This is a genomic window from Synechococcus sp. HIMB2401, from assembly GCF_042883245.1.
Lineage (GTDB): Bacteria > Cyanobacteriota > Cyanobacteriia > PCC-6307 > Cyanobiaceae > Parasynechococcus.
In genome coordinates, this window is record NZ_JBDJKK010000001.1 from 420,389 (window position 1) to 440,201 (window position 19,813).

A 19,813-nucleotide genomic window follows, 5' to 3' on the forward strand; every position below is an offset into this window, starting at 1 on the left:
CGGCATTCTCTCCAATGGAACCGATGGCTGCGTCCTGTCCCGACTGGTTGGCAACGCATCTGCATCAGGCGGGGGGTGCCGTTCCGTTTTCCCGGTTCATGGATCTGGCTCTGAATGAGCCGGAGCACGGGTATTACGGCTCAGGCCGTGCACGCATCGGAGCCCAGGGTGATTTCGTCACCTCCCCCTCGCTGGGCAGTGATTTCGCAGCCCTTCTGGTCCCTCAGATCCTGGCCTGGCTGACGTCGATCTCCCGAAGTGATCCGGATCAACGCCTGTCGATCGTGGAAATCGGCCCTGGCGAAGGCCATCTGGCCGGGGATCTCGTTGCTGCGTTGCGTGGTGCTGATCCAGAGCTGTTGGCTCGGATTGAATTGGTGTTGGTGGAGGCCAATCCCGGCATGCGGCGGCGGCAACAGGCTCTGTTGCAGGAGGCGGATGATCTGCCGCTGCGCTGGTGTTCCCTGGGAGAGTTGGGCAGCGCTCCGGTTCATGGGGTGGTCATTGCCCATGAGTTGCTTGATGCCCTCCCGGTGGAGCGCTTGATCTGGCGGGAGGGATCCCTCCGGCGGCAGTGGGTGGAGCTCAACCAAAACGGTGGCCTGCGAGCAACGCATCGTTCTCTCCCCGATGGTTTGCATCAGGAGATCAGGCGTGTGTGCAGCCAAGGCGGCATTCAGTTACCGCCACCCGATGCCGAAGAGGGGTGGACCACGGAGTGGAACAGTGCACTGCCCGACTGGTTTGCTGCTGCTGCGGCCGCCGTGGATGCGGGCGTGCTGCTGGTGATTGATTACGCCCTGGAGGCCCAGCGTTATTTCACAGCCCGGCGCTCCGACGGCACCTTGATGGCTGTCTGTGCTCAGCAGGCCGGCCTGTCGCCCTTGGATCAGCCCGGCGAGCAGGACCTTACGGCCCACCTCTGTATTGAGCTTGTGGATGAGGCGGCTCAGCGCAACGGCTGGATCGTGGGTGATCAGGCGAAGCAGGGCGAGGCCCTGCTGGCCTTGGGGCTTGCAGAGCGTCTGCATGGACTGCAGCAGCTGCCGGGCCAACATTTGGCGGAAGCCCTGCAACGGCGTGAAGCCCTGCTTCGCCTCGTGGATCCCGCGGGGCTCGGTGCGTTCCGCTGGCTCACCTACCGGCGCGGGTTGCCGGAAGACGGCTTCAGCCTTTCAGGCGCTCAAGGCAGCTGAGGATCTCGTCGCGACTGACGTCATCGCGAATCTCAACGGTTCCGATGCTGGTGGGCATCACGAAGCGCAGGCGACCGTCGCGCACCTTTTTGTCCCCCTGCAAGCTGTCCAGAACCGCATCGGCGGCGAGATCGGGCCAGGCGGTGGGGAGTCCGGCCCTGTCGATCAGCCGGCGTTGGCGCTCAGCATCCTCGCGACTCCAGCTGCCCCGCAGCACGCCAAGTTCACCCACGGCCACCATGCCAATGGCGACCGCCTCGCCATGCAGCCAGGTGCCATAGCCGCAGAGGGTCTCCACCACATGACCGAAGGTATGGCCGTAGTTGAGGATCGCTCGTAAGCCTCCTTCCTTTTCGTCGGCGGCCACCACCCGGGCCTTGGCCGCGGCCGATCGCTGCAGGATCGAGCTCAGGCGTTCCGATCCAAGCCCAGCGGGCGTGCTCGGGTCGGGGCAGGCCTCCAGTTCCTCGAACAGCGCCGTGTCACCGAGGATTCCGTATTTGATCACCTCAGCTATTCCGGCTCGGAACTCGCGTTCGGGCAGGGTGTTCAGGGTGGAGGGATCGATCAACACCAGCCGCGGCTGGTGAAAGGCGCCGATCAGGTTTTTGCCGCGGGGATGGTTGACCCCGGTCTTGCCACCGATTGACGCGTCCACCATGGCCAGCAGGGTTGTGGGCACCTGCACCACCTGGATGCCCCGCAGCCAGGTGGCTGCCGCAAAGCCGGTCATGTCCCCCACAACGCCGCCGCCGAGAGCCACCATCAAGGAGCTGCGTTCGAGCTTGGCGTTGTAAGCCGCATCGTGGATTTCCGCCACCGTGGCTGGTGTCTTCTGGGTTTCGCCGGCGTCAATGACCAACAGTTCCACGCTGAAACCTGCCGCTCTGAGGCTGTTCAGGCAGGCGTCGCCATAGGGGCTGGCCACATCCGGATTGCTGACCACCAGCACACGTCGACCAGCCTGCACTCCAGCGTCCAGCATCTGCTGACCAAGCCTGGCCAGGCCGCCGTCTCCAATCACCACGTCGTAGGGGTTGCGCTCCAGCGCAACGCGGATGTGATGCAACGGGGTGATTGTGGTCATGAAACCGTTGGAACCCACCTACTCTCGCAAAAGTGTCGCTGGTCCTGTGCGCGAAAGATCAGTGCGCAACTCCCTTTCTGGCTGGGCGTTCCTGTTGCCGGCGGTGGTTCTGATCAGTTTGTCTGTGCTGGTGCCGGCCCTGATGGCTCTGGTGATGAGTTTCACCGCCACGGGGCTGGACGTCAGTGAACCCCTGCGTTTTGTTGGTTTGGCCAACCTGGAGCGCCTGCTGTCGGATCCGATGGCGCGGCAGGTGCTGGTCACCACCTTTCTTTATCTGGTTGGTGTGGTGCCTCCCATCGTTCTGGGGGCTCTGGCGCTGGCGGTGCTGGTCAACCAGGGGCTGCCCGGTCGGTCTTTTCTGCGGGGCGCCTTTTACACCCCGGTGCTGGTGTCGATCGTTGTTGCAGCCATCGCCTTTCGCTGGCTGTATGCCGAGAACGGACTGATCAATGGATGGTTGAGTGCCCTGCTCGGTGATGCCTTCAGCCCGATTGGTTTTCTCACCACGCCGCAGCTGGCCCTCCCCGCCGTGATGTTGGTGACCCTCTGGAAGGGGCTTGGCTATTACATGGTGATTTTTCTGGCGGGTCTGCAGGGCATTCCCCAGGAGCTCTATGAGGCTGCGGAGCTGGATGGCAGCGAGGGCTGGAGAAAGCATCTCGACATCACCCTGCCCTTGATGAGTGCCTACGTGACCTTGGTCGCTGTGGTGTCGTCGATCGCGGCCACGAAGGTGTTCGAGGAAGTGTTCCTGATGACCCAGGGAGGTCCTGCGGATGCCACCCGAACCATCGTTTATTACGTGTACGACCAGGCCTTTGCCGAATTGGAGATCAGCTACGCCTGCACCCTGGGCCTGGCGCTGTTCCTGTTGGTGTTGCTGTTCACCATGATCCGGTTGGCCTTTGCCGGCGATCGCCCCCTGATCTGACGCTGTCATCGACCCTGCAAACTGGCAAGCTGCGGACATCAGCTCGGACACGATGATCGGCGTTGTTGGAGGTGGTCAGCTGGCACGGATGCTTGTGCAGGCCGCCGCGCAACGCGATGTTCCCATCGCTGTTCAAACGTCCGATTCAGCTGATCCCGCGGCTGGTTTGGCCTCGCGCCTCGTGGCAGCGGATCCCCGGGATGTGGCAGGAACCCGGGAGCTGGTGGTGGGTTGTGACGGCATCACCTTCGAGAACGAGTGGGTCAATATCGATGCTCTTCTGCCGCTGGAGCAGCAGGGGGTTCGTTTCCAGCCCGCGCTTGCTGCGCTTTCGCCCTTGGTCGACAAGTTGTCGCAGCGCCAGCTGCTCGATGATCTGGCGATCCCGAGCCCGCCCTGGTGTCCGCTCAGTTTGATTTCACCGGCCCAGCCCGCGCTTCCTCAGGGCTGGACCTTTCCGGTGATGGCCAAGGCCTCCCGTGGTGGTTACGACGGCAAGGGCACGGTGGTGTTGCGCGACATCGATGGCCTGGCGCAGTTGTTGCGGGCGGTCCCTGCCGACGACTGGCTGTTGGAATCCTGGGTGGACTACGAGCTGGAGTTGGCTCTCGTGGTCAGCCGCGATCAGCGCGGCCGCATCCGCCATTTTCCGCTGGTGCAAACCCACCAACATCAACAAGTCTGTGACTGGGTTCTGGCCCCTGCTCCCGTGGATCCTTCGGTGGCTGCGCTGGCTTACAACGTGGCGGCCTCTCTGATGACGAAGCTCGGCTATGTGGGGGTGCTGGCTCTGGAGTTTTTCTATGGGCCCGCTGGCCTGCAGGTGAATGAAATTGCTCCACGCACCCACAATTCCGGGCATTTCTCGATCGAGGCCTGCACCAGCAGTCAGTTCGATCAGCAGCTCTGCATCGCGGCTGGTCTTCCCGTGCCTGATCCCGAGCTCAAAAGCCGTGGTGCCTTGATGGTCAACCTGCTTGGCCTCGACCCCGAGCGTCATCCTCCTTTGGATCAGCGGCTTGAGGCCCTCGAGGCCGTGCCGGGGCTTCACCTGCACTGGTACGGCAAGTCACCGGAAACACCGGGCCGCAAGTTGGGGCACGTGACGCTGCTGCTTGAGGGCGACACGCTCCTCAAGCGGCGCGATGAGGCTGAGTCAGCACTTGCCGCTATTCGCCGGATCTGGCCCCTCGAGAGCGAGAGTCAGGACTAGGGTTGGTAGCGAACTGCTGTGTTGGTGACGGCCTTTTTCTAGTGCTCTGATCTGACTCTCTTTCGACTTGGGGAGACTGTCGTGACGGTGACGTAGACCGGCCATGCAGCCGGAAACGAAACCCCACTTTGTCGCCCCTTCTGGTTCTTCCAGGTCGACCACTGGGGCTCGCACGGCATGGCGGTTCACCCCCTTCGCTTAATGAATGTGGTGGGAGCCTTGGACTTTGCCAAGCCATCACAAAATCAATATCTCCAAGTTTCTGCATCAATATTCTGAAAGTTTGTTTTTTGGACTTGGTTTGCCGGAACTTTTTTGTCTTCTCTCTGGGTTCTGCTTTAAAACGTCTCAGCTTTGTTAGTGGGGCAGGCCCCTCATCAGCCAAGACTCGACCACAAAAAACAGAAGGAATAATGAGATGATACCGATCACCAGTAGTTTTCCATTCATGCTGAAATTTTTCGCTCTTATTGCACTCTAGATACGTTCGTCTGGGTTGGAGTGGAGATTTTTGGTGGAGCTAGTTTTCGGAGTGGTTGAACTCCTGGAGCGCGTACTGGGCGAGGCATTTGTTTTTATCGGTGTCAGTCAGTGAAATGGTGGTCACGCTCTGATGCCAGTTTCGACGGTTGATCAATTCGTTGAATTCGGTCAAAGCGTCTTCGAGGTCGTCGAAACCACCCATGCTCTCCATCGTTTGTTGCCCTTGTTTGACGGCAATTTCGAGGGGCATGGATCGATCGCTGCAGCTTTCAAGGCTACCCCTGTGCTGTTGTGTAGTCGATGATGCTTACGGCTGTGTGAACAAAGCTTGTCAGCGCTTTTCCTGTCCTTAGCGTTTGTTTGGTTGCAGTGTTGAGATGCGTGATCCACGCCTGGACGAACTGATCCAAATGGAAACCTGGGATTGGTGGAAAGCTCAGGTCTTTTATTTGCGTGAAAAGAAAGATTATGCTGATGCGGAAGCGCTGTTCATGGAATTCAAGATTCCTGCATCTGACTCCAAGGGTTGATGTCACTTGTTGATGCCACTTCTTGATGCAACTGTGCATGGATTGAGGGAACCCATTTCGTTCTCCTATTGAGTTGGTTGGCTGTCGGTGTTGTTGAGAATCACTTTTCCGCATCGCTTCACTGTTCATCCTTCCCTGCTGGTTTCTTTCTTCTCATCCGTTTTCGGTTTCGGCCTGGTGGCAAGCGCACTGCTTGTGGGTTGTTTCGGAAGCCCCGCGGCTGACGCTGTCACCTGTTTGCAGGATGACGCTGAAGTCGCATGCCGGGCCATCCTTCCCCAATGTTTCCGCCGATCTGATTGGGCTGAACTCTGTGCCCGAGATCCCAGTGTTGCCGATGGTCATCCTCAGGCCTGTCGTGCTGTCGGATTCGAGTCAGGCCAACCCCTTCAGGGGCGGTGATGCAGGACGGCCTGTTCCAGGTCTGGCCGACTCATCGACGTCACCACAAAGACTTCCTGGGCGGATGTCCCCTTGCGGGCCACCAGCTTGTATCCCCCTGTGATCGGGGTGGACACCCGCAGCTGCAGTTCAGGACTGCGGCCACGCACCCGGCTGATCACGGCAGGGGTGATCGTCTGGATTCCCGTCTCGTGGGACAGGGCCTTCAGCCATGGGATCAAGCCGTCCACATAGGTGCTGTGGGTGATGACGACCCGGCCCAAAGCTGAACGAAAACCCGAGAACTGGTGAAAGTTAGCCACTTTGGCTATGCCAGAGAGAGCGCTCCGGGGCTGTGATGCTGAAATCAGTAGACGCTCTCCGCCACGTGATCAGCGGACCGCTGCAGGATGCCTGCGGCCCCCAGGCCCGCATGCTCACCGCTGAGGTGCACGGAACGGAGGTTCGGGGCCTGGCCTTGTGCCCTGGCCGGGTGGTGCGTTTTGTGATGGACGAGCAGCTGCAGCGTTTGCAGGTGGCTGATCTGCTGCGCCTCACCAAAGCCAGCCGTAAGCCGGCGGCCTGACTCAGCAGCGTTCCAGAGGGGCCATCGTTAAGCCCTCAGCCTGAAGCTGCTGGTGGTACAGCTCGGCCTGCTCCAGGGGGCCGCACCAAACTTCAGCCGCACCCTGCCCATCAATCCTGTTGGCGAGGTTCCAGGCCTTGTCCTCACTCATGCCGGGAATGATCTTGCGCAGGCAATCCACCACGTGCTGGAAGGTGTTTACATCGTCGTCCAGAACGATCACGCGAGCCTGGGGGTAGCGCTGTGTTGTTCCCTGACGCTCCAGCACTGCTGATGAACCTGGGCTGGAGCTGGTCATGACAGATGCCTTCGGGCGGACGAAAAGGTGCCGAACCCTAGGTAGGATCCCGACAGTCAAGTGGTCAAGCGCATGTTGTTCACTCTGGGTTGGGCGTCCTTGGCCGCGATGTTCAGTTTCTCCATCGCCATGGTCGTCTGGGGACGCAATGGTGACGGCACCCTGAACTTCTGATCGAATCTGTGCTTCAAGACGCACCCCTTCTCAGCCAGACCCTGGCGGTCACGGCAGCTGTGCTTCTTGTCTTCGTCAGCGTTGCCGTGATCTATCTCTCAACGATCGAATGGAGAGACCGTCGACGCCGTCAAGGTTCAACCAAGTCGTCGTCCTGATTGCGTCCGTCCGACGTCAATTTGGACTTCATCCCTGCACAGCCCTTCTCTTGGGGTTGTGCTTTTTTTTGCCCTCCCTGCTGCTGGGCACCTCCAGCCTGAGGACGCCTTCCCTGAATCGCCGTGGAACAGCAGAGCTGTTTGAGATCAGTCGGCGGGCACGGTTGGTTCAGAGTTTTGAGGCGGACCCCGCCGCACCGGTGCCGAAGCTCTGGCAGCAGCGGCTTGGTTCTTCGGAAGCACCTGATCGCTGGGCCCGTCATGGTCGCGGCCCCTGGTGGCTGATCTGGCTGGACGACGGTGAACCCCTTCTGGCTCTTCCGTCAGCACCCCATTCGTCTGCTCTGGATCTGCTGTTCGCTGATGAACTGCACCGCAGCAGTTTTGATCAACTTCCGTCGCTGAAGCGACGGGAGCCCTCGGCTCTGGAACAGCGCTGCTTACGGCTGCTGACCAGCGGATCGGCCGTTCAGTGGCAACCCTCAGGCTTGGCTTCGATCAGCGGTTCCCTTTTTCCCGCCTTGGCGAGCGTGTCGCATGGCTGTCTGGGTGTTGCGCTCCGGGGCGATCGTCTGATGGCTGAAGGGCCTGTGGCCTCCAGACCCTTCGCGTCCCTGCAGGCTCACCACCCGGAACACCAAGTCAATTTCGTTCGCTTCGATCCGCCGTCGGCTTACCTGGAGCTCAACAGCGTTTCCCTGCAGCCGCTGCTGGGACCCTTGTTCAACAATTCACTGTTCGCCCAACAACTCGACAGCCTCTATGGATTGCCGAAGCAGTTGCGCGACGTTCTGCTCAACGCACCTGTTTTTGTGCGGCTGGATGCGCTGGAGGGTGGTCGTTTTCAGGCTGCGATGCAAGCCAGGTTGATGCTGGCTGGTGGTGAAATCGACATGACCAAGCGAAGTCTTGATGCCGTTGCCACCGCTTTGTTGAAGCGCAGGTTTCAACGGGTTGAACGTTCCCTGTTGTCTCCCGATGGTCGGCCCTCAAACCATGTGGCTGTTGTTTGGTTGGATCCCCAGGGTCATCCGCAAGGTGGTTGGTCACTGGGTCCTGCACTCCGAGGTCAGGTGGAGTTGCTGCTGGCCCTAGGGGATGCCCCGAACCTCCGAAGCAATCCGCTGAAACGGATGGGCCAACAGCAGCTTCGCCTTCGCGCACGACCGGATCAATTGGCTCGGTTGGGTTGGCTCGGTCCGGGCTGGCCGCGGGTGGTTGGCAAGGCACCTCAACTGGAGCTTGAGATGACGGCACTGCCGAAGCAGCAACAGCCCGGATGGCTTCGGCTTCAGCTGGACGTGCGTTGAGCCTGCTCTTCCAAGCGACGTTCCTTCTTGCGCTTCTCGGCAGCGATGGTCTCTTTCACCAGCTCAACGGCCTGATCCATCCGTTCACTGTTGGAGCCAAACAGCGTCAGATCCTTTTCGACGCGATCGGTGGGCAAACCGAGTCCCTCAGCAAGTTCCTTGCTCTGTTTGACGATGGCCTCGGTGTCTGAACCGGTGGCATCCGCTGTAGCCGCCTTGAGCAGGCTCATCAGTCCAACGGCCATCAAACGGGAGTAGTGGCTGCCCTCGTTGAGGCTGTGGGATGACAGCAAGCTTTTGAGGCTTTCGAGATCCTTCCCTTTGGTCTGGTCCACCAGCGAGGCGTTGGTTTTGCGCAGCTTCGCTGCGTCGAAGCCATTGCTGCTGCACAGGGCACTGAACAGTGCCTCGGTCTGCGCTTCAGGCCGATAGCCCTTGGTGAAGGTGTCAAACACCGTGCAGAGCCCAACGCTGAATAGCCCGTTGGCTTCAAACCGACTTTGATGGCTCAGCAGATGCAGCTCTACCAGCAGCTCATCAGCAAGGCGGCGGTACAGCGGCGCAATGACGTGGGGAAAGGCCTGATGAAACGCTCGTTTGCTGTCGGCGATGGTCTGACTTGCGGCCAACGTGCAGTCCATGAATGAATGGCCGGAACCCTAGCGCCGCAGACATCGCCGTTAGGATTGCGCGACCCTGCTGATTCTCAGATGATCCCCATTGTGATTGAGGAGTCCGGCCGGGGAGAAAGGGCCTTTGACATATATTCCAGGCTTCTGCGCGAGCGAATCATCTTCCTTGGTGAGGCTGTCACGAGTGACTCTGCCAACCGGATCGTGGCCCAGATGCTGTTCCTCGAAGCTGAGGATCCCGAGAAAGATATCTACCTCTACATCAACTCTCCCGGCGGGTCGGTTTACGACGGCCTCGGCATCTTCGACACGATGCAGCACATCAAACCGGATGTGCACACGGTCTGTGTTGGCTTGGCCGCAAGCATGGGCGCTTTCCTGCTCTGTGCCGGCACCAAGGGCAAACGCAGCAGCCTGCAGCACTCCCGGATCATGATTCACCAGCCCTTGGGTGGTGCCCAGGGCCAAGCCAGCGACATCCGCATTCAGGCGGACGAAATTCTCTTCCTGAAGGAACGCCTCAATAAGGAACTGTCCGATCGCACCGGCCAACCCCTTGATCGGATCCAGCAGGACACCGACCGTGACTTCTTCATGTCACCCACCGAAGCGGTGAACTACGGCTTGATTGATTCCGTGATCGACAAGCGTCCCGTTCAGGCTGTTGCTTGAAGAAGGGAAGCTCTAAAACCAACCGTCCCAGCAAGATCTGTCCGGTTTGCGAACGCCCCTTTGAGTGGCGCAAAGCTTGGAGAAATTGCTGGGACGAGGTTGTGTACTGCTCCGAGCGTTGTCGACGACGTAAGAACAAATCCAATCCATAAAAAAGCCCCCGTCTGAACAAGACGGGGGCTTTTTGTTTGTGGACCAAGAATCAGTCGAGGGTGACGACGGTGCGGTCTTTCTCAGGAACAGCGGTGAATTCAGCCAGAACGGCCTTGAACTCATCACCATCCATGGTTTCCTTCTCGATCAGCAGTTCCACTAGGCGATCCATGGCTTCGCGGTTGGCAGCCACGATCTCAACGGTTTCGTCATAACAGCGCTTCACCATGTTGCGCACTTGAATATCGATCTGTTGGGAGATCGATTCCGATACGTCACTGCGTGACATCAAGTCGCGGCCCAGGAACACTTCCTGGCTGCCGCCCTCGAGGGCTACTGGGCCGAGATCACTCATGCCGAGTCGGGTGACCATGTTGCGGGCCATCGAAGCCACCTGCTGGATGTCGCCGCCGGCTCCGGTGGTGACTTCCTGGTGTCCGAACACCACGTCCTCTGCGGCGCGACCACCCAGGGCTCCCATGATGCGTGCCTTGAGCTGGGCACGGGTGACCAGGGTTTGCTCCTCATCCGGGGAGAACCAGGTCAGGCCTTGGGCCTGGCCACGGGGAATCAAGGTGACCTTCTGAACAGGGTCGTGGGCTTTGACCAATGTGCCGATCAAGGCATGACCGACTTCGTGATAAGCAATCAGACGCTTGCTGCGACCGTCGGTGAGGGGACGACCCTCCATGCCGGCGATGATCCGATCCACAGCGTCGTCGATCTCGCTCAAGCCGATGGCTTCCTTGCGGCGGCGGGCGGTGAGGATGGCCGCCTCGTTCATCAGGTTGGCCAGGTCTGCACCGGTGAAACCAGGGGTGCGGCGGGCGATGCTTTCGAGGGACAGCTCCTCTTCGAGCTTCTTGTTGCGGCAGTGCACATCGAGGATGGCCAGGCGACCCTTGATGTCGGGGGCGTCCACGGTGACCTGACGGTCAAAACGGCCTGGACGCATCAGAGCTGAGTCCAGAACGTCGGGGCGGTTGGTGGCGGCAATGATGATGATGCCGCTGTTGCCTTCGAAGCCATCCATCTCCGTCAGGAGCTGGTTGAGCGTCTGTTCGCGTTCGTCGTTGCCTCCACCGATGCCGGCACCGCGCTGGCGGCCGACGGCATCAATTTCGTCGATGAAGATCAAGCAAGGGCTGTTCTCCTTGGCTTTCTTGAACAGATCGCGGACGCGGCTGGCACCCACGCCAACGAACATCTCAACGAACTCAGAACCAGAAAGGGAGAAGAAGGGAACGCCCGCTTCACCGGCAATGGCCTTGGCCAGAAGGGTTTTGCCGGTGCCGGGAGGGCCGACCAGCAGAAGGCCGCGGGGAATCTGAGCACCAACGGAGGTGAATCGCTCGGGCTGCTTCAGGAAGGTGACCACTTCCTGGAGTTCCTGCTTGGCTTCGGTGACGCCGGCCACGTCATCGAACATGACGCCGGTCTCCGCTTCCATCATGAAGCGGGCTTTGCTTTTGCCGAACTGCATGGCCTGGCCAGGGCCGCCAGGCATGTTGCTGTTGCGGCGGGCCAGGAAGATCAGGGCACCGATCAACAGCAGTGGGAAGGCCAGATTGCCCAGAATGCCGAGGGCCGGAGGTGCTGTGCGGGGGGGATGAATATCAAAGCTGATGCCTTCGGTCTTCAGCGTGTTGATCAGCTCAGGGGCCAGACCGGGCAGATCAACGCGCAGGCGTTGAACGCGGTTGTCGAGGTCGGGATCGACGGCTTCGATCACGGCGTTACGACCACCGTCGTAGATATCAACGGCTGTGACGCGACCGGCCTCGACGTAATCGAGGAAGCGCCCGTAGCTCATTCGTGCCACCGCAGCGTTGCGGGGAGCGACGGTGGTGCCATTGCTGTCCTGGCTGAGGCCGTTGATGCCTCCGTTGCTCATCACCTGCCAGCCGATCAGCAACACGACGCCGATTGGCAACAGCCAGAGGGCAAGAAGGCGCCAGCGCTGATTCATGAGCTGAAAAAATTCGTTAACGAGTGTAAAGGAGTCGACCTGATTTCTGAGGCCTCGATCAAAGGCTTCTCAGGGCAACAATCGGGTCGAGCTTTGCGGCGCGTCGGGCAGGAACAACTCCGAAGAACAACCCGATGGATCCTGAGAGTCCAACGGTCACCACAACCATCGTTGCGCCGATCGTTGCTGGTAGGGGCGTGACCGCCGCTACGAGGCTCACTGTTCCGAGACCCGCGAGGGTGCCGATGGCGCCGCCCAGGCTGGCAAGCACCAGGGATTCCACCAGAAACTGCTGCAGAACATCACTGCTGCGGGCCCCCAGGGCCTTGCGCAGACCGATCTCCTCGGTGCGTTCGCTGACGGACACCAACATGATGTTCATGATCCCGATGCCTCCCACCAGCAGTGAGATCCCACCAATGGCCCCGAGCATCAGGGTGAGTCCTCCGGTGATGGTGCCCACGATGGTGAGAGCGTCCTTCTGGGATCGCACCACGAAATCGTCGTCCCGGAGAATCCGGTGCCGCTGCCTCAGCAGGTTGTTGATCTGAAAGCTGGCTGCGTTGATGCTGTTTTCATCCCTGGCTTCAACACTGATGGAGTTGAGGCTGACGCCATAAATCGGATCCCGACCGGTGATCCGGTTCACCATCGTGGTGATGGGTATGTAGGTGTTTTCATCCTGGTTGCTGCCGAACACGGCCCCTTTGGGGGCCATCACACCGACCACCTCAAAGCTTTGATTGCCGATGCGCACCTGCTGGCCAATCGCAGAGCCAGTGGGAAACAACTTGGTGCGTAGATCCGAGCCGAGCACGGCGATGGCTTTCGCACCGGCCACGTCCTTGGCGTTGATGAAACGGCCTTTGGCCACGTCGAATCCGCGCACAGGGGGGAACTCCGATGTCGCGCCGAAGACCGCACCCGTGGAGCTGCGGGCTCCGGCCTGCACCACCTGATTGGTGTTGATCACGGGCGCCACGCGCTTGACGCTGGGAACCTGGGTGGCGATGGCTTCGGCATCTTCCAGCACGAGCGTTTTCGGTCGCGTAACCCCTTGGCGTCTGGCGTTTGTGTTGCCCGGAACCACAAACAACACATTGGCGCCGAGGTTGTTCAACTGACCTTCAGCCAGCAATTGCGCTCCGCGTCCAATCCCCACCAGGGTGATCACCGAGCCGTTGCCGATCACGATGCCCACCATCGTGAGCAGGCTGCGCAGCCTGTTGCTGCGCAGGGTGGACAGGGCCATCCGCACCGTTTCCGTTGCGGGCATGCGCCGGTTCATGGTGTGGCGTCGCTCAGATCAGTGTCGCCTGTGCTTCGTTGCCGACGATGCTCACCTTGACCAGATCGGTGGATCCGGAAACGCCGGTGTGGGTGCCTGCGGACTGCACCACGAGATCACCCTCCTTGAGCAGATCGAGCTCCTTGGCTTTGACCATCGCCGCTTGGAAGGTCTGCGTGGTGCGTTCGCCCTGGGGAATTACCAGCGGCGTCACGCCCCAAACCAGTTGCAGACGACAGGCAACCGTGCGATCAGGGGTGATGGCAAGGATCGGTGCTGCAGGCCGGAACTTGCTGACGTTGCGAGCTGTGGCCCCACTTCGGGTAAGGGGAAGAATCGCCGAGGCATTGAGCTGGCTGGCGATGGTGCTGACCGCACCGCTCAGGGCATTGGGGATGGTGCTGGGAAGGTGGCTGTCGATCGAGCGTTGGGGATAGTCCTTCTCGATCCGGCGAGCAATGGTGGCCATGGTTTGCACGGCTTCCACGGGGAAATCCCCCACCGCGGTCTCGTTGGAGAGCATTACAGCGTCGGTTCCATCCAAGATGGCGTTGGCAACGTCGCTGACTTCGGCTCGGGTGGGCCGGGGGCTGGAGGCCATGGAATCCAGCATCTGGGTGGCCGTGATGATCGGGATGCCCAGGCTGTTGGCCTTGCGGATCAGTTCCTTCTGCAGCAACGGCACTTCCTCGGCCGGCATCTCCACGCCAAGGTCACCGCGGGCCACCATCACGCCGTCACAGAGAGGCAGGATCGAATCGATCTGATCGATGGCCTCAAACTTTTCGATCTTGGCCACAACAGGGGTCTCGTGGCCCTGTTCGCGGATCAGTCCGCGAATCTCCTCCATGTCGGAGGGATTGCGCACGAAGCTGAGGGCCACCCAGTCCACCCCCTGGCTGAGTCCGAAGGCCAAGTCGGTCTTGTCCTTGTCCGTGAGAGCGCGAACGGATAACTGAACGTCGGGGAAGTTGACGCCCTTGTTGTTGGAGAGAACACCGCCCACGGTGACGGTGCAATGCAGGGTCTGCTGCGCTTTGTCGACGGTATCGACCTTCATCTCAACGCGGCCGTCGTCGAGCAGGATCCGGCTACCTGCGGTGACTTCGTCCGCCAGCTTGTCGTAGGTGACCGTTGCGATCGTCTTGTCGCAGCTCACCGGCCGTGAGGTGAGGGTGAACGGATCGCCGTTGGCCAGGGTGATCGGACCCTCAGCAAAACGCCCGAGCCGGATCTTCGGGCCCTGAAGGTCCTGGAGAATGCCGATGGTCTGCCCCAATTCCTCAGACACCTGACGAATCGTGGCGATACGTGCGGCGTGTTCGCTGTGGTCCCCGTGGGAAAAGTTCAGTCTGAAGGTGGTGGCACCAGCCTTCACCAGCTCCTTGATCCGCTCCGGACTCTCCGTGGCAGGGCCGATGGTGGCCACGATCTTGGTCCGTCGGTTCAGGTCGAACTGGCCCATATCGCGGCTGAAAATCCCTGCGGAAACTACCATCCGGGCGTTTCCCAACCGGCCCCATGGAGATGAATTCCTATCAGGACGCCGCCCGAAAGACGGCTGCCTACCCGGATGTGGGCCGTAATCCCATCTATCCGACCCTCGGTTTGACCGGTGAAGCCGGCGAGGTGGCCGACAAGGTGAAAAAGGTGATTCGCGACCGAGGCGGTGTGTTTGATGCCGATACTCGAGAAGCGATCAAGTTGGAGCTGGGAGATGTGCTCTGGTACGTGGCTCAGCTGGCCAGCGAACTGGGTTATGACCTGAATGAGGTGGCTGACGCCAACCTGCAGAAACTGTCGAGCCGGGCTGCCCGTGGGCGCATCGGAGGCAGTGGTGACCAACGTTGATCTCCTGATGCTCCGTCGACTTGTTTCCGTGTTGTGCTGCCTGCCCTTGCTGCTGGGGCTAGCGCTCCCCTGTGATGCCGCTGAACTCCAGCTCAGTGAGGTTCGCCTGGATCCCTGCGGAGAGCTGGATGCCGGAAATCAACCTGAATTAAGCCGCCCGGTTGGTGCCAGCTGTTATGTGCTGACGGGAGACGTTGAGAACCGCAGCAAGAACAGCGTCATCGACACCGATGTGTACGCACGGATCCTGGATGCCAGTGGTGAACCTGTTCTTCCCAACAGAACCCGGGTGGGATCCATCGGGGATGTGAACCCTGGTCACTCCCCGTTCGCCTTGCGAATCTCAGTGCCGGCCGGAACCCCAGGGCCGTTTGTGATCAAAAATCCCCGTGCCCGTGGATTCAATGCTCCGGTCCGCAGCCGCGTTGATGTTGACGAGGATGACCTGCTGCCATTGGAACGGGGCATCAACCAGCAGTGATCACCCAGGAGTGATCACCAGCTGGAACCCGACATATAGAAGGCGCTGATCGACTGCCCCACCAGGCTCTGCAACAGGTTCAGGGCCAGGAACGCCAGGATGGCTGAGAGGTCAATGCCCCCCAGCGGTGGGATCAAACCCCTGAAGGCATTCAGGTAGGGGTCGGTGATCGCACTCACGCTGCTGAGCACTGGATTGCCCCAGTCCAGATTCGGGAACCAGCTCAGCAGAACCCGCACGATCAACACCAAGGAATAGATCTGCAGGGTCTGGGACAGCACCTGCAGCAAGGTGACGGGTAGAGATTCCATGACGGGAGCTGTTCTGCTCCGACTTTATGCAGCTTCCGTCAGATCGGTTGCCCCAAGATCAGGAAGCACGGAGAAGGTGCGGTGAAATTTTTCGGTGAGGGTGAGCCAGTAGGACCGCCCCTCGCTCTGACGACGCCGTTCGATGAAGTCCTGCGCCAGCAGCTCCTTGATGTGGTCGTAGGCCCCCGAGCCCCGCAGGTCCACAAGATCCGATTGAAGAATGCGTTTCTTCAGGGCAATGGTGGCGAGGGTTCGCAGGGTTGCTGTGGAGAGGTTCACCGGCAGCAGATCTTTGACCAGATCTCCCATTCCCGGCCGCAGCTGCAGCCCGTAGCGACCGCTCTGTTCAACGACCTCCAGGGCACTGTCCCGCTGGGCGTAGGAGGCCGTCAGGGCGACGAGGGCTTCTTCGACGCTTCGTCGGTCGGCGTCGGCCAGCTCGGCCAGTTCGCCGATGCTGACGGGCCGACCCTTGAGATAAAGAATCGCCTCGAGCCGGGTGGGCAGGGATGGAGACGTCATCACAACCCCACGAGAGCACTCAAGTTACCGCCCTGAAACTCAGAGGAACAGGCCATAGGCCGGGTTGTTGGTTTCATCCCAGTGGCGATAGCCCAGGGCATTGAGGAATTCGGTCCAGCCCTGCATGTCCTGTTCCGGCACCAGCACGCCAACAACGATGCGCCCCACGTCAGCACCGTGGTTTCTGTAGTGAAAGATGCTGATGCTCCAGTCGGGGTGGAGAGCATCCACGAAGCTCATCAAGGCACCCGGGCGTTCGGGAAATTCGAAGCGATACAGCAGTTCTTTGCATTCCCCGGCACAGGCCGTGCGGGCTGAAGCCGGCAGACGGCCGCCCACCATGTGGCGCAGGTGGACCTTGGCAAATTCGTTGTCGCTGAGATCGAGACAAGGGAAGCCGCCACGCTCCAGCTGGCCCAGCAGGGAGGCACGGTCGTTGTCATCGCTCACCTGCACACCGATGAAGATCTGCGCCGAGACCCCATCGGTCATGCGGTAACTGAATTCCGTGAGGCTGCGCTCTCGCAGCAGTTCGCAAAGCCGCCTCAGGCTGCCTGGTGATTCAGGAATCTCCACGGCCAGCATTGCTTCGCGCTCTTCCCCGAGCTCAGCCCGTTCGGCGATGAAGCGCAGCCGGTCGAAATTCATGTTGGCCCCGCAGGCCACCGCCACCAGATTGCGCCCCGTCAGCTGGCGCTCGGCCACATCCTGTTTGAGTCCTGCCACCGCCAGGGCACCGGCGGGCTCCAGGATTGAACGGGTGTCTTCAAAGACGTCCTTGATCGCGGCACAGATGGCATCGGTGTCGACCCGCACCATCCGATCGACGAACTGCTGGGCCAGTGCAAAGGTGTGTTCCCCCACTTTCCTCACGGCGACGCCATCGGCGAACAGCCCCACCTGTTCCAGTTCCACCCGCTGCCCTCGCTCGAGGGAGCGACTCAGGGCATCGGCATCCACCGGCTCCACGCCGATCACCTCCGTTTCCGGCCACAGCCGTTTGACGTAGGCGGCGATGCCCGCGATCAGGCCACCACCACCCACGGCCACATAGATCGCACTGGGTGGCTGCTCGGCCTGGCGCATGATCTCCATGCCGATCGTTCCCTGGCCTGCGATCACCTCCGGATCGTCGAAGGGGTGAATGAAGGTGAGCCCCTCGGCCTTGCAGCGTCGCTGTGCCTCTGCGGAGCACTCGTCGTAGGTCTCGCCATGGAGAACCACGTCACCACCCAGGGCACGCACGGCGCGCACTTTCACCTCGGGTGTGGTGCTTGGCATCACGATCACGGCCCGACAGCCAAGCCGCTGGGCACTCAGGGCGACGCCCTGGGCATGGTTTCCGGCACTGGAGGCAATCACACCGCGCTTGAGCTCGTCTCTGCTGAGCTGCGCCATGCGGTTGTAGGCGCCGCGCAGCTTGAACGAGAACACCGGCTGGAGATCCTCACGCTTCAGCCAGACCGTGTTGTTCAGCCGGCGGCTCAGATTGGGTGCGGGATCCAAAGGGGTTTCCCGCGCCACGTCGTAGACGCGGGCACGCAGGATCCGCTGGAGGTAGTCGGTCATCTCACCATTCTTCCAAGGGTTTGATCCAGACAGGATCCGGGTTGGTTCCCGTAGATTGCACGTATTGGAGTTGGCAGTGCATGCATCTCGGAGATCTGAAGCATCCGAATGAACTGCACGGACTCAGCCCGGCCCAGCTTGAGGACGTGGCTCGGCAGATTCGTGAGCGGCATCTGCAGGTGGTGTCCACCAGCGGTGGCCACCTGGGCCCTGGCCTGGGGGTTGTGGAGCTGACCCTGGCGCTGTACCAGACGCTGGATCTCGACCATGACCGTGTGATCTGGGATGTCGGCCATCAGGCCTACCCCCACAAATTGATCACCGGCCGGTTCAACGATTTCGACTCCCTGCGCCAGCAGCACGGGGTGGCGGGTTACCTCAAGCGCACTGAGAGCGATTTCGACCACTTCGGAGCGGGTCATGCCAGCACCTCCATCTCAGCGGCGCTGGGCATGGCCATGGCGCGGGACAACCGGGGCGAGTCGTTCAAATGCGTTGCCGTCATCGGTGATGGAGCCCTGACAGGCGGCATGGCTCTGGAGGCCATCAACCACGCCGGACACCTTCCCAACACGCCGCTCCTGGTGGTGCTGAACGACAACGACATGTCGATCTCTCCGCCGGTTGGTGCGCTCTCGAACGTGCTGAACCGTGCGCGGCTCAGCCCACCGATGCAGTTCCTTTCAGGGAGTGTTGAGGAAAGCGTTCGGCATCTGCCCTTCATGGGTGGTGAGATTCCTGCGGAACTCAACCGCCTCAAGGGCAGCATGCGTCGCCTCGCGGTTCCCAAGGTGGGTGCCGTGTTCGAGGAACTTGGCTTCACCTATATGGGGCCGATCGACGGCCACGACATCGGTGAAATGGTGCGCACCTTCCAGGCGGCTCACCGTGAGGGTGGGCCTGTGCTGGTGCATGTGGTCACCAAAAAGGGCAAGGGCTACCCCTACGCCGAGGCCGATCAGGTGGGCTACCACGCCCAATCAGCTTTTGATCTCGGCACCGGCAAGGCGATTCCGTCGTCCAAACCCAAGCCCCCCAGCTACAGCAAGGTGTTTGGGCAGACCCTGGTCAAGCTCTGTGAGCAGAACAGTCGGGTGATCGGCATCACTGCGGCCATGGCCACTGGTACCGGTCTCGATCTGCTTCAGAAGGCCGTTCCGGACCAGTACGTGGACGTGGGCATCGCTGAGCAACATGCCGTCACCCTGGCGGCAGGCATGGCCTGCGAGGGTTTGCGCCCTGTCGTTGCCATCTACAGCACCTTCCTTCAGCGCGCCTACGACCAGTTAATCCACGACGTGGGCATCCAGAAGCTGCCGGTCACCTTCGTGCTCGATCGTGCCGGCATCGTTGGTGCCGACGGGCCGACCCACCAAGGTCAGTACGACATCAGCTACATGCGAGCTATTCCCAACTTCACGGTGATGGCACCGAAGGATGAGGCTGAGCTGCAGCGCATGCTCGTGACCTGCCTGCAGCACGACGGGCCCACGGCGCTGCGGATTCCGCGGGGCTCCGGTGAAGGCGTGCCCTTGATGGAAGAGGGTTGGGAATCGCTGCCGATCGGCCGCGGTGAACTGCTGCGGGAAGGCGACGATCTGATGATCGTGGCCTACGGCTCGATGGTGGCTCCGGCCCTCGCCACAGCAACGCTTCTGGAGGAAGCCGGCCTCTCCACCACCGTGATCAACGCCCGCTTCCTGAGGCCACTGGATCAGGCGCTGATCCATCCCCTGGCACGTCGCATCCCCCGCGTGGTCACCATGGAAGAGGGAGCCCTGCCTGGTGGTTTTGGCGCAGCGGTTCTGGAGTCGTTGATCGATCAGGACATCAACGTGTCGATGTTGCGCATCGGCATCCCCGACCAGTTGGTTGATCACGCCACGCCGCAGCAGAGCAAGGAAGCTCTCGGCCTCACTCCTGCCCAGATGGCTGAACGCATCCTTGAGCGCTTCAGCAACACCTCTGGTGATCTGCCAGCCACCGCTTCGATCAAGGCCCTCCAGGCCTGAAGC

At 60.8% G+C, this 19,813-nt stretch carries 23 protein-coding genes and 1 other RNA gene; 13 read left to right on the forward strand and 11 right to left on the reverse strand.

Annotation, left to right across the window (positions count from 1 at the left end; all coding sequences use genetic code 11):
- Positions 1–23 precede the first annotated feature (23 nt).
- Complete coding sequence (locus AAXE93_RS02730) at positions 24–1,196, forward strand: class I SAM-dependent methyltransferase (RefSeq protein WP_390127899.1); 1,173 nt, start codon at positions 24–26, stop codon at positions 1,194–1,196.
- On the opposite strand, the gene aroB is transcribed toward AAXE93_RS02730, so the two are convergent.
- Positions 1,168–2,283: a 3-dehydroquinate synthase gene (gene aroB / locus AAXE93_RS02735; protein WP_390127900.1), complete on the reverse strand. Its 1,116-nt coding sequence runs from the start codon at positions 2,281–2,283 to the stop codon at positions 1,168–1,170. The two genes, AAXE93_RS02730 and aroB, sit on opposite strands and share 29 nt — an antisense overlap.
- Before the next feature lie 61 nt (positions 2,284–2,344).
- Between aroB and AAXE93_RS02740 the strand changes: the two genes are divergently transcribed.
- From AAXE93_RS02740 to ssrS, 3 genes are all read left to right on the forward strand, one after another.
- Positions 2,345–3,217: a carbohydrate ABC transporter permease gene (locus AAXE93_RS02740; RefSeq protein WP_390127902.1), complete on the forward strand. Its 873-nt coding sequence runs from the start codon at positions 2,345–2,347 to the stop codon at positions 3,215–3,217.
- Positions 3,218–3,269: 52 nt separating this feature from the next.
- Positions 3,270–4,430, forward strand: a complete 1,161-nt coding sequence (locus tag AAXE93_RS02745; protein WP_390127904.1) for a 5-(carboxyamino)imidazole ribonucleotide synthase — start codon at positions 3,270–3,272, stop codon at positions 4,428–4,430.
- Positions 4,431–4,437: 7 nt separating this feature from the next.
- Positions 4,438–4,621, forward strand: a non-coding RNA gene (gene ssrS / locus AAXE93_RS02750) — 6S RNA.
- A gap of 329 nt (positions 4,622–4,950) precedes the next feature.
- On the opposite strand, the gene AAXE93_RS02755 is transcribed toward ssrS, so the two are convergent.
- Positions 4,951–5,163: a hypothetical protein gene (locus tag AAXE93_RS02755; protein ID WP_188020531.1), complete on the reverse strand. Its 213-nt coding sequence runs from the start codon at positions 5,161–5,163 to the stop codon at positions 4,951–4,953.
- 127 nt (positions 5,164–5,290) lie between these two features.
- On the opposite strand from AAXE93_RS02755, the gene AAXE93_RS02760 reads away from it, so the two are divergent.
- Positions 5,291–5,443, forward strand: a complete 153-nt coding sequence (locus tag AAXE93_RS02760) for a hypothetical protein (protein ID WP_390127908.1) — start codon at positions 5,291–5,293, stop codon at positions 5,441–5,443.
- Between the two features lie 389 nt (positions 5,444–5,832).
- Here AAXE93_RS02760 and AAXE93_RS02765 read toward each other — a convergent pair whose 3' ends face one another.
- Positions 5,833–6,108 (reverse strand): DUF2103 domain-containing protein, encoded by a 276-nt coding sequence (locus AAXE93_RS02765; protein WP_390127910.1) that lies wholly within the window; start codon positions 6,106–6,108, stop codon positions 5,833–5,835.
- 74 nt (positions 6,109–6,182) lie between these two features.
- Here AAXE93_RS02765 and AAXE93_RS02770 point away from each other — a divergent pair, with 74 nt between their 5' ends.
- Positions 6,183–6,410, forward strand: a complete 228-nt coding sequence (locus tag AAXE93_RS02770) for a hypothetical protein (protein WP_114989264.1) — start codon at positions 6,183–6,185, stop codon at positions 6,408–6,410.
- A 1-nt stretch (position 6,411) separates the two neighbouring features.
- Here AAXE93_RS02770 and clpS read toward each other — a convergent pair whose 3' ends face one another.
- Entirely contained in the window at positions 6,412–6,708 is a 297-nt protein-coding gene (gene clpS, locus AAXE93_RS02775) for an ATP-dependent Clp protease adapter ClpS (RefSeq protein ID WP_115132689.1), read from the reverse strand.
- 72 nt (positions 6,709–6,780) lie between these two features.
- Between clpS and petN the strand changes: the two genes are divergently transcribed.
- Both petN and AAXE93_RS02785 read left to right on the forward strand, forming a co-directional pair.
- Positions 6,781–6,882, forward strand: coding sequence for a cytochrome b6-f complex subunit PetN (petN, locus tag AAXE93_RS02780; protein WP_011364412.1), 102 nt, complete (start codon positions 6,781–6,783; stop codon positions 6,880–6,882).
- A 226-nt stretch (positions 6,883–7,108) separates the two neighbouring features.
- On the forward strand, positions 7,109–8,350 hold the full coding sequence (locus tag AAXE93_RS02785) for a hypothetical protein (RefSeq protein ID WP_390127913.1): 1,242 nt from the start codon (positions 7,109–7,111) through the stop codon (positions 8,348–8,350).
- Here AAXE93_RS02785 and psb29 read toward each other — a convergent pair.
- Positions 8,332–8,979, reverse strand: coding sequence for a photosystem II biogenesis protein Psp29 (psb29, locus tag AAXE93_RS02790; protein ID WP_390127916.1), 648 nt, complete (start codon positions 8,977–8,979; stop codon positions 8,332–8,334). The two genes, AAXE93_RS02785 and psb29, sit on opposite strands and share 19 nt — an antisense overlap.
- 18 nt (positions 8,980–8,997) lie before the next feature.
- Here psb29 and clpP point away from each other — a divergent pair, with 18 nt between their 5' ends.
- The gene (gene clpP / locus AAXE93_RS02795) at positions 8,998–9,654 is read left to right on the forward strand and encodes an ATP-dependent Clp endopeptidase proteolytic subunit ClpP (protein WP_390127918.1); all 657 of its coding nucleotides are present in this window, start codon (positions 8,998–9,000) and stop codon (positions 9,652–9,654) included.
- Positions 9,651–9,806 carry a DUF2256 domain-containing protein gene (locus AAXE93_RS02800; protein ID WP_390127920.1) on the forward strand — a complete coding sequence of 52 codons (156 nt, stop codon included), beginning with the start codon at positions 9,651–9,653 and terminating at the stop codon, positions 9,804–9,806. The genes clpP and AAXE93_RS02800 overlap by 4 nt, the downstream gene beginning before the upstream one ends.
- Positions 9,807–9,856: 50 nt before the next feature.
- Here the strand turns inward: AAXE93_RS02800 and ftsH are convergent, their stop codons facing one another.
- The 3 genes from ftsH to pyk are packed head-to-tail and all read right to left on the reverse strand — an operon-like array spanning position 9,857 to position 14,529.
- Positions 9,857–11,776 carry an ATP-dependent zinc metalloprotease FtsH gene (gene ftsH, locus AAXE93_RS02805; RefSeq protein WP_390127922.1) on the reverse strand — a complete coding sequence of 640 codons (1,920 nt, stop codon included), beginning with the start codon at positions 11,774–11,776 and terminating at the stop codon, positions 9,857–9,859.
- 58 nt (positions 11,777–11,834) lie between these two features.
- Positions 11,835–13,064: an ABC transporter permease gene (locus AAXE93_RS02810; protein ID WP_390127924.1), complete on the reverse strand. Its 1,230-nt coding sequence runs from the start codon at positions 13,062–13,064 to the stop codon at positions 11,835–11,837.
- Between the two features lie 13 nt (positions 13,065–13,077).
- Complete coding sequence (gene pyk, locus AAXE93_RS02815; protein ID WP_390127926.1) at positions 13,078–14,529, reverse strand: pyruvate kinase; 1,452 nt, start codon at positions 14,527–14,529, stop codon at positions 13,078–13,080.
- 56 nt (positions 14,530–14,585) lie between these two features.
- Between pyk and AAXE93_RS02820 the strand changes: the two genes are divergently transcribed.
- Complete coding sequence (locus AAXE93_RS02820) at positions 14,586–14,915, forward strand: nucleoside triphosphate pyrophosphohydrolase family protein (RefSeq protein WP_006850816.1); 330 nt, start codon at positions 14,586–14,588, stop codon at positions 14,913–14,915.
- Positions 14,916–14,922: 7 nt separating this feature from the next.
- Positions 14,923–15,396 carry a hypothetical protein gene (locus AAXE93_RS02825; RefSeq protein WP_186515495.1) on the forward strand — a complete coding sequence of 158 codons (474 nt, stop codon included), beginning with the start codon at positions 14,923–14,925 and terminating at the stop codon, positions 15,394–15,396.
- A 14-nt stretch (positions 15,397–15,410) separates the two neighbouring features.
- Here the strand turns inward: AAXE93_RS02825 and AAXE93_RS02830 are convergent, their stop codons facing one another.
- The 3 genes from AAXE93_RS02830 to ilvA are packed head-to-tail and all read right to left on the reverse strand — an operon-like array spanning position 15,411 to position 17,798.
- On the reverse strand, positions 15,411–15,707 hold the full coding sequence (locus AAXE93_RS02830; RefSeq protein WP_114989255.1) for a YggT family protein: 297 nt from the start codon (positions 15,705–15,707) through the stop codon (positions 15,411–15,413).
- Between the two features lie 24 nt (positions 15,708–15,731).
- Entirely contained in the window at positions 15,732–16,229 is a 498-nt protein-coding gene (gene scpB / locus AAXE93_RS02835) for an SMC-Scp complex subunit ScpB (RefSeq protein WP_115009114.1), read from the reverse strand.
- Positions 16,230–16,268: 39 nt separating this feature from the next.
- Positions 16,269–17,798 (reverse strand): threonine ammonia-lyase, biosynthetic, encoded by a 1,530-nt coding sequence (gene ilvA / locus AAXE93_RS02840; RefSeq protein ID WP_390127930.1) that lies wholly within the window; start codon positions 17,796–17,798, stop codon positions 16,269–16,271.
- Between the two features lie 80 nt (positions 17,799–17,878).
- On the opposite strand from ilvA, the gene dxs reads away from it, so the two are divergent.
- Entirely contained in the window at positions 17,879–19,810 is a 1,932-nt protein-coding gene (dxs, locus tag AAXE93_RS02845) for a 1-deoxy-D-xylulose-5-phosphate synthase (protein WP_115082331.1), read from the forward strand.
- The last annotated feature ends 3 nt before the right edge of the window (positions 19,811–19,813 follow it).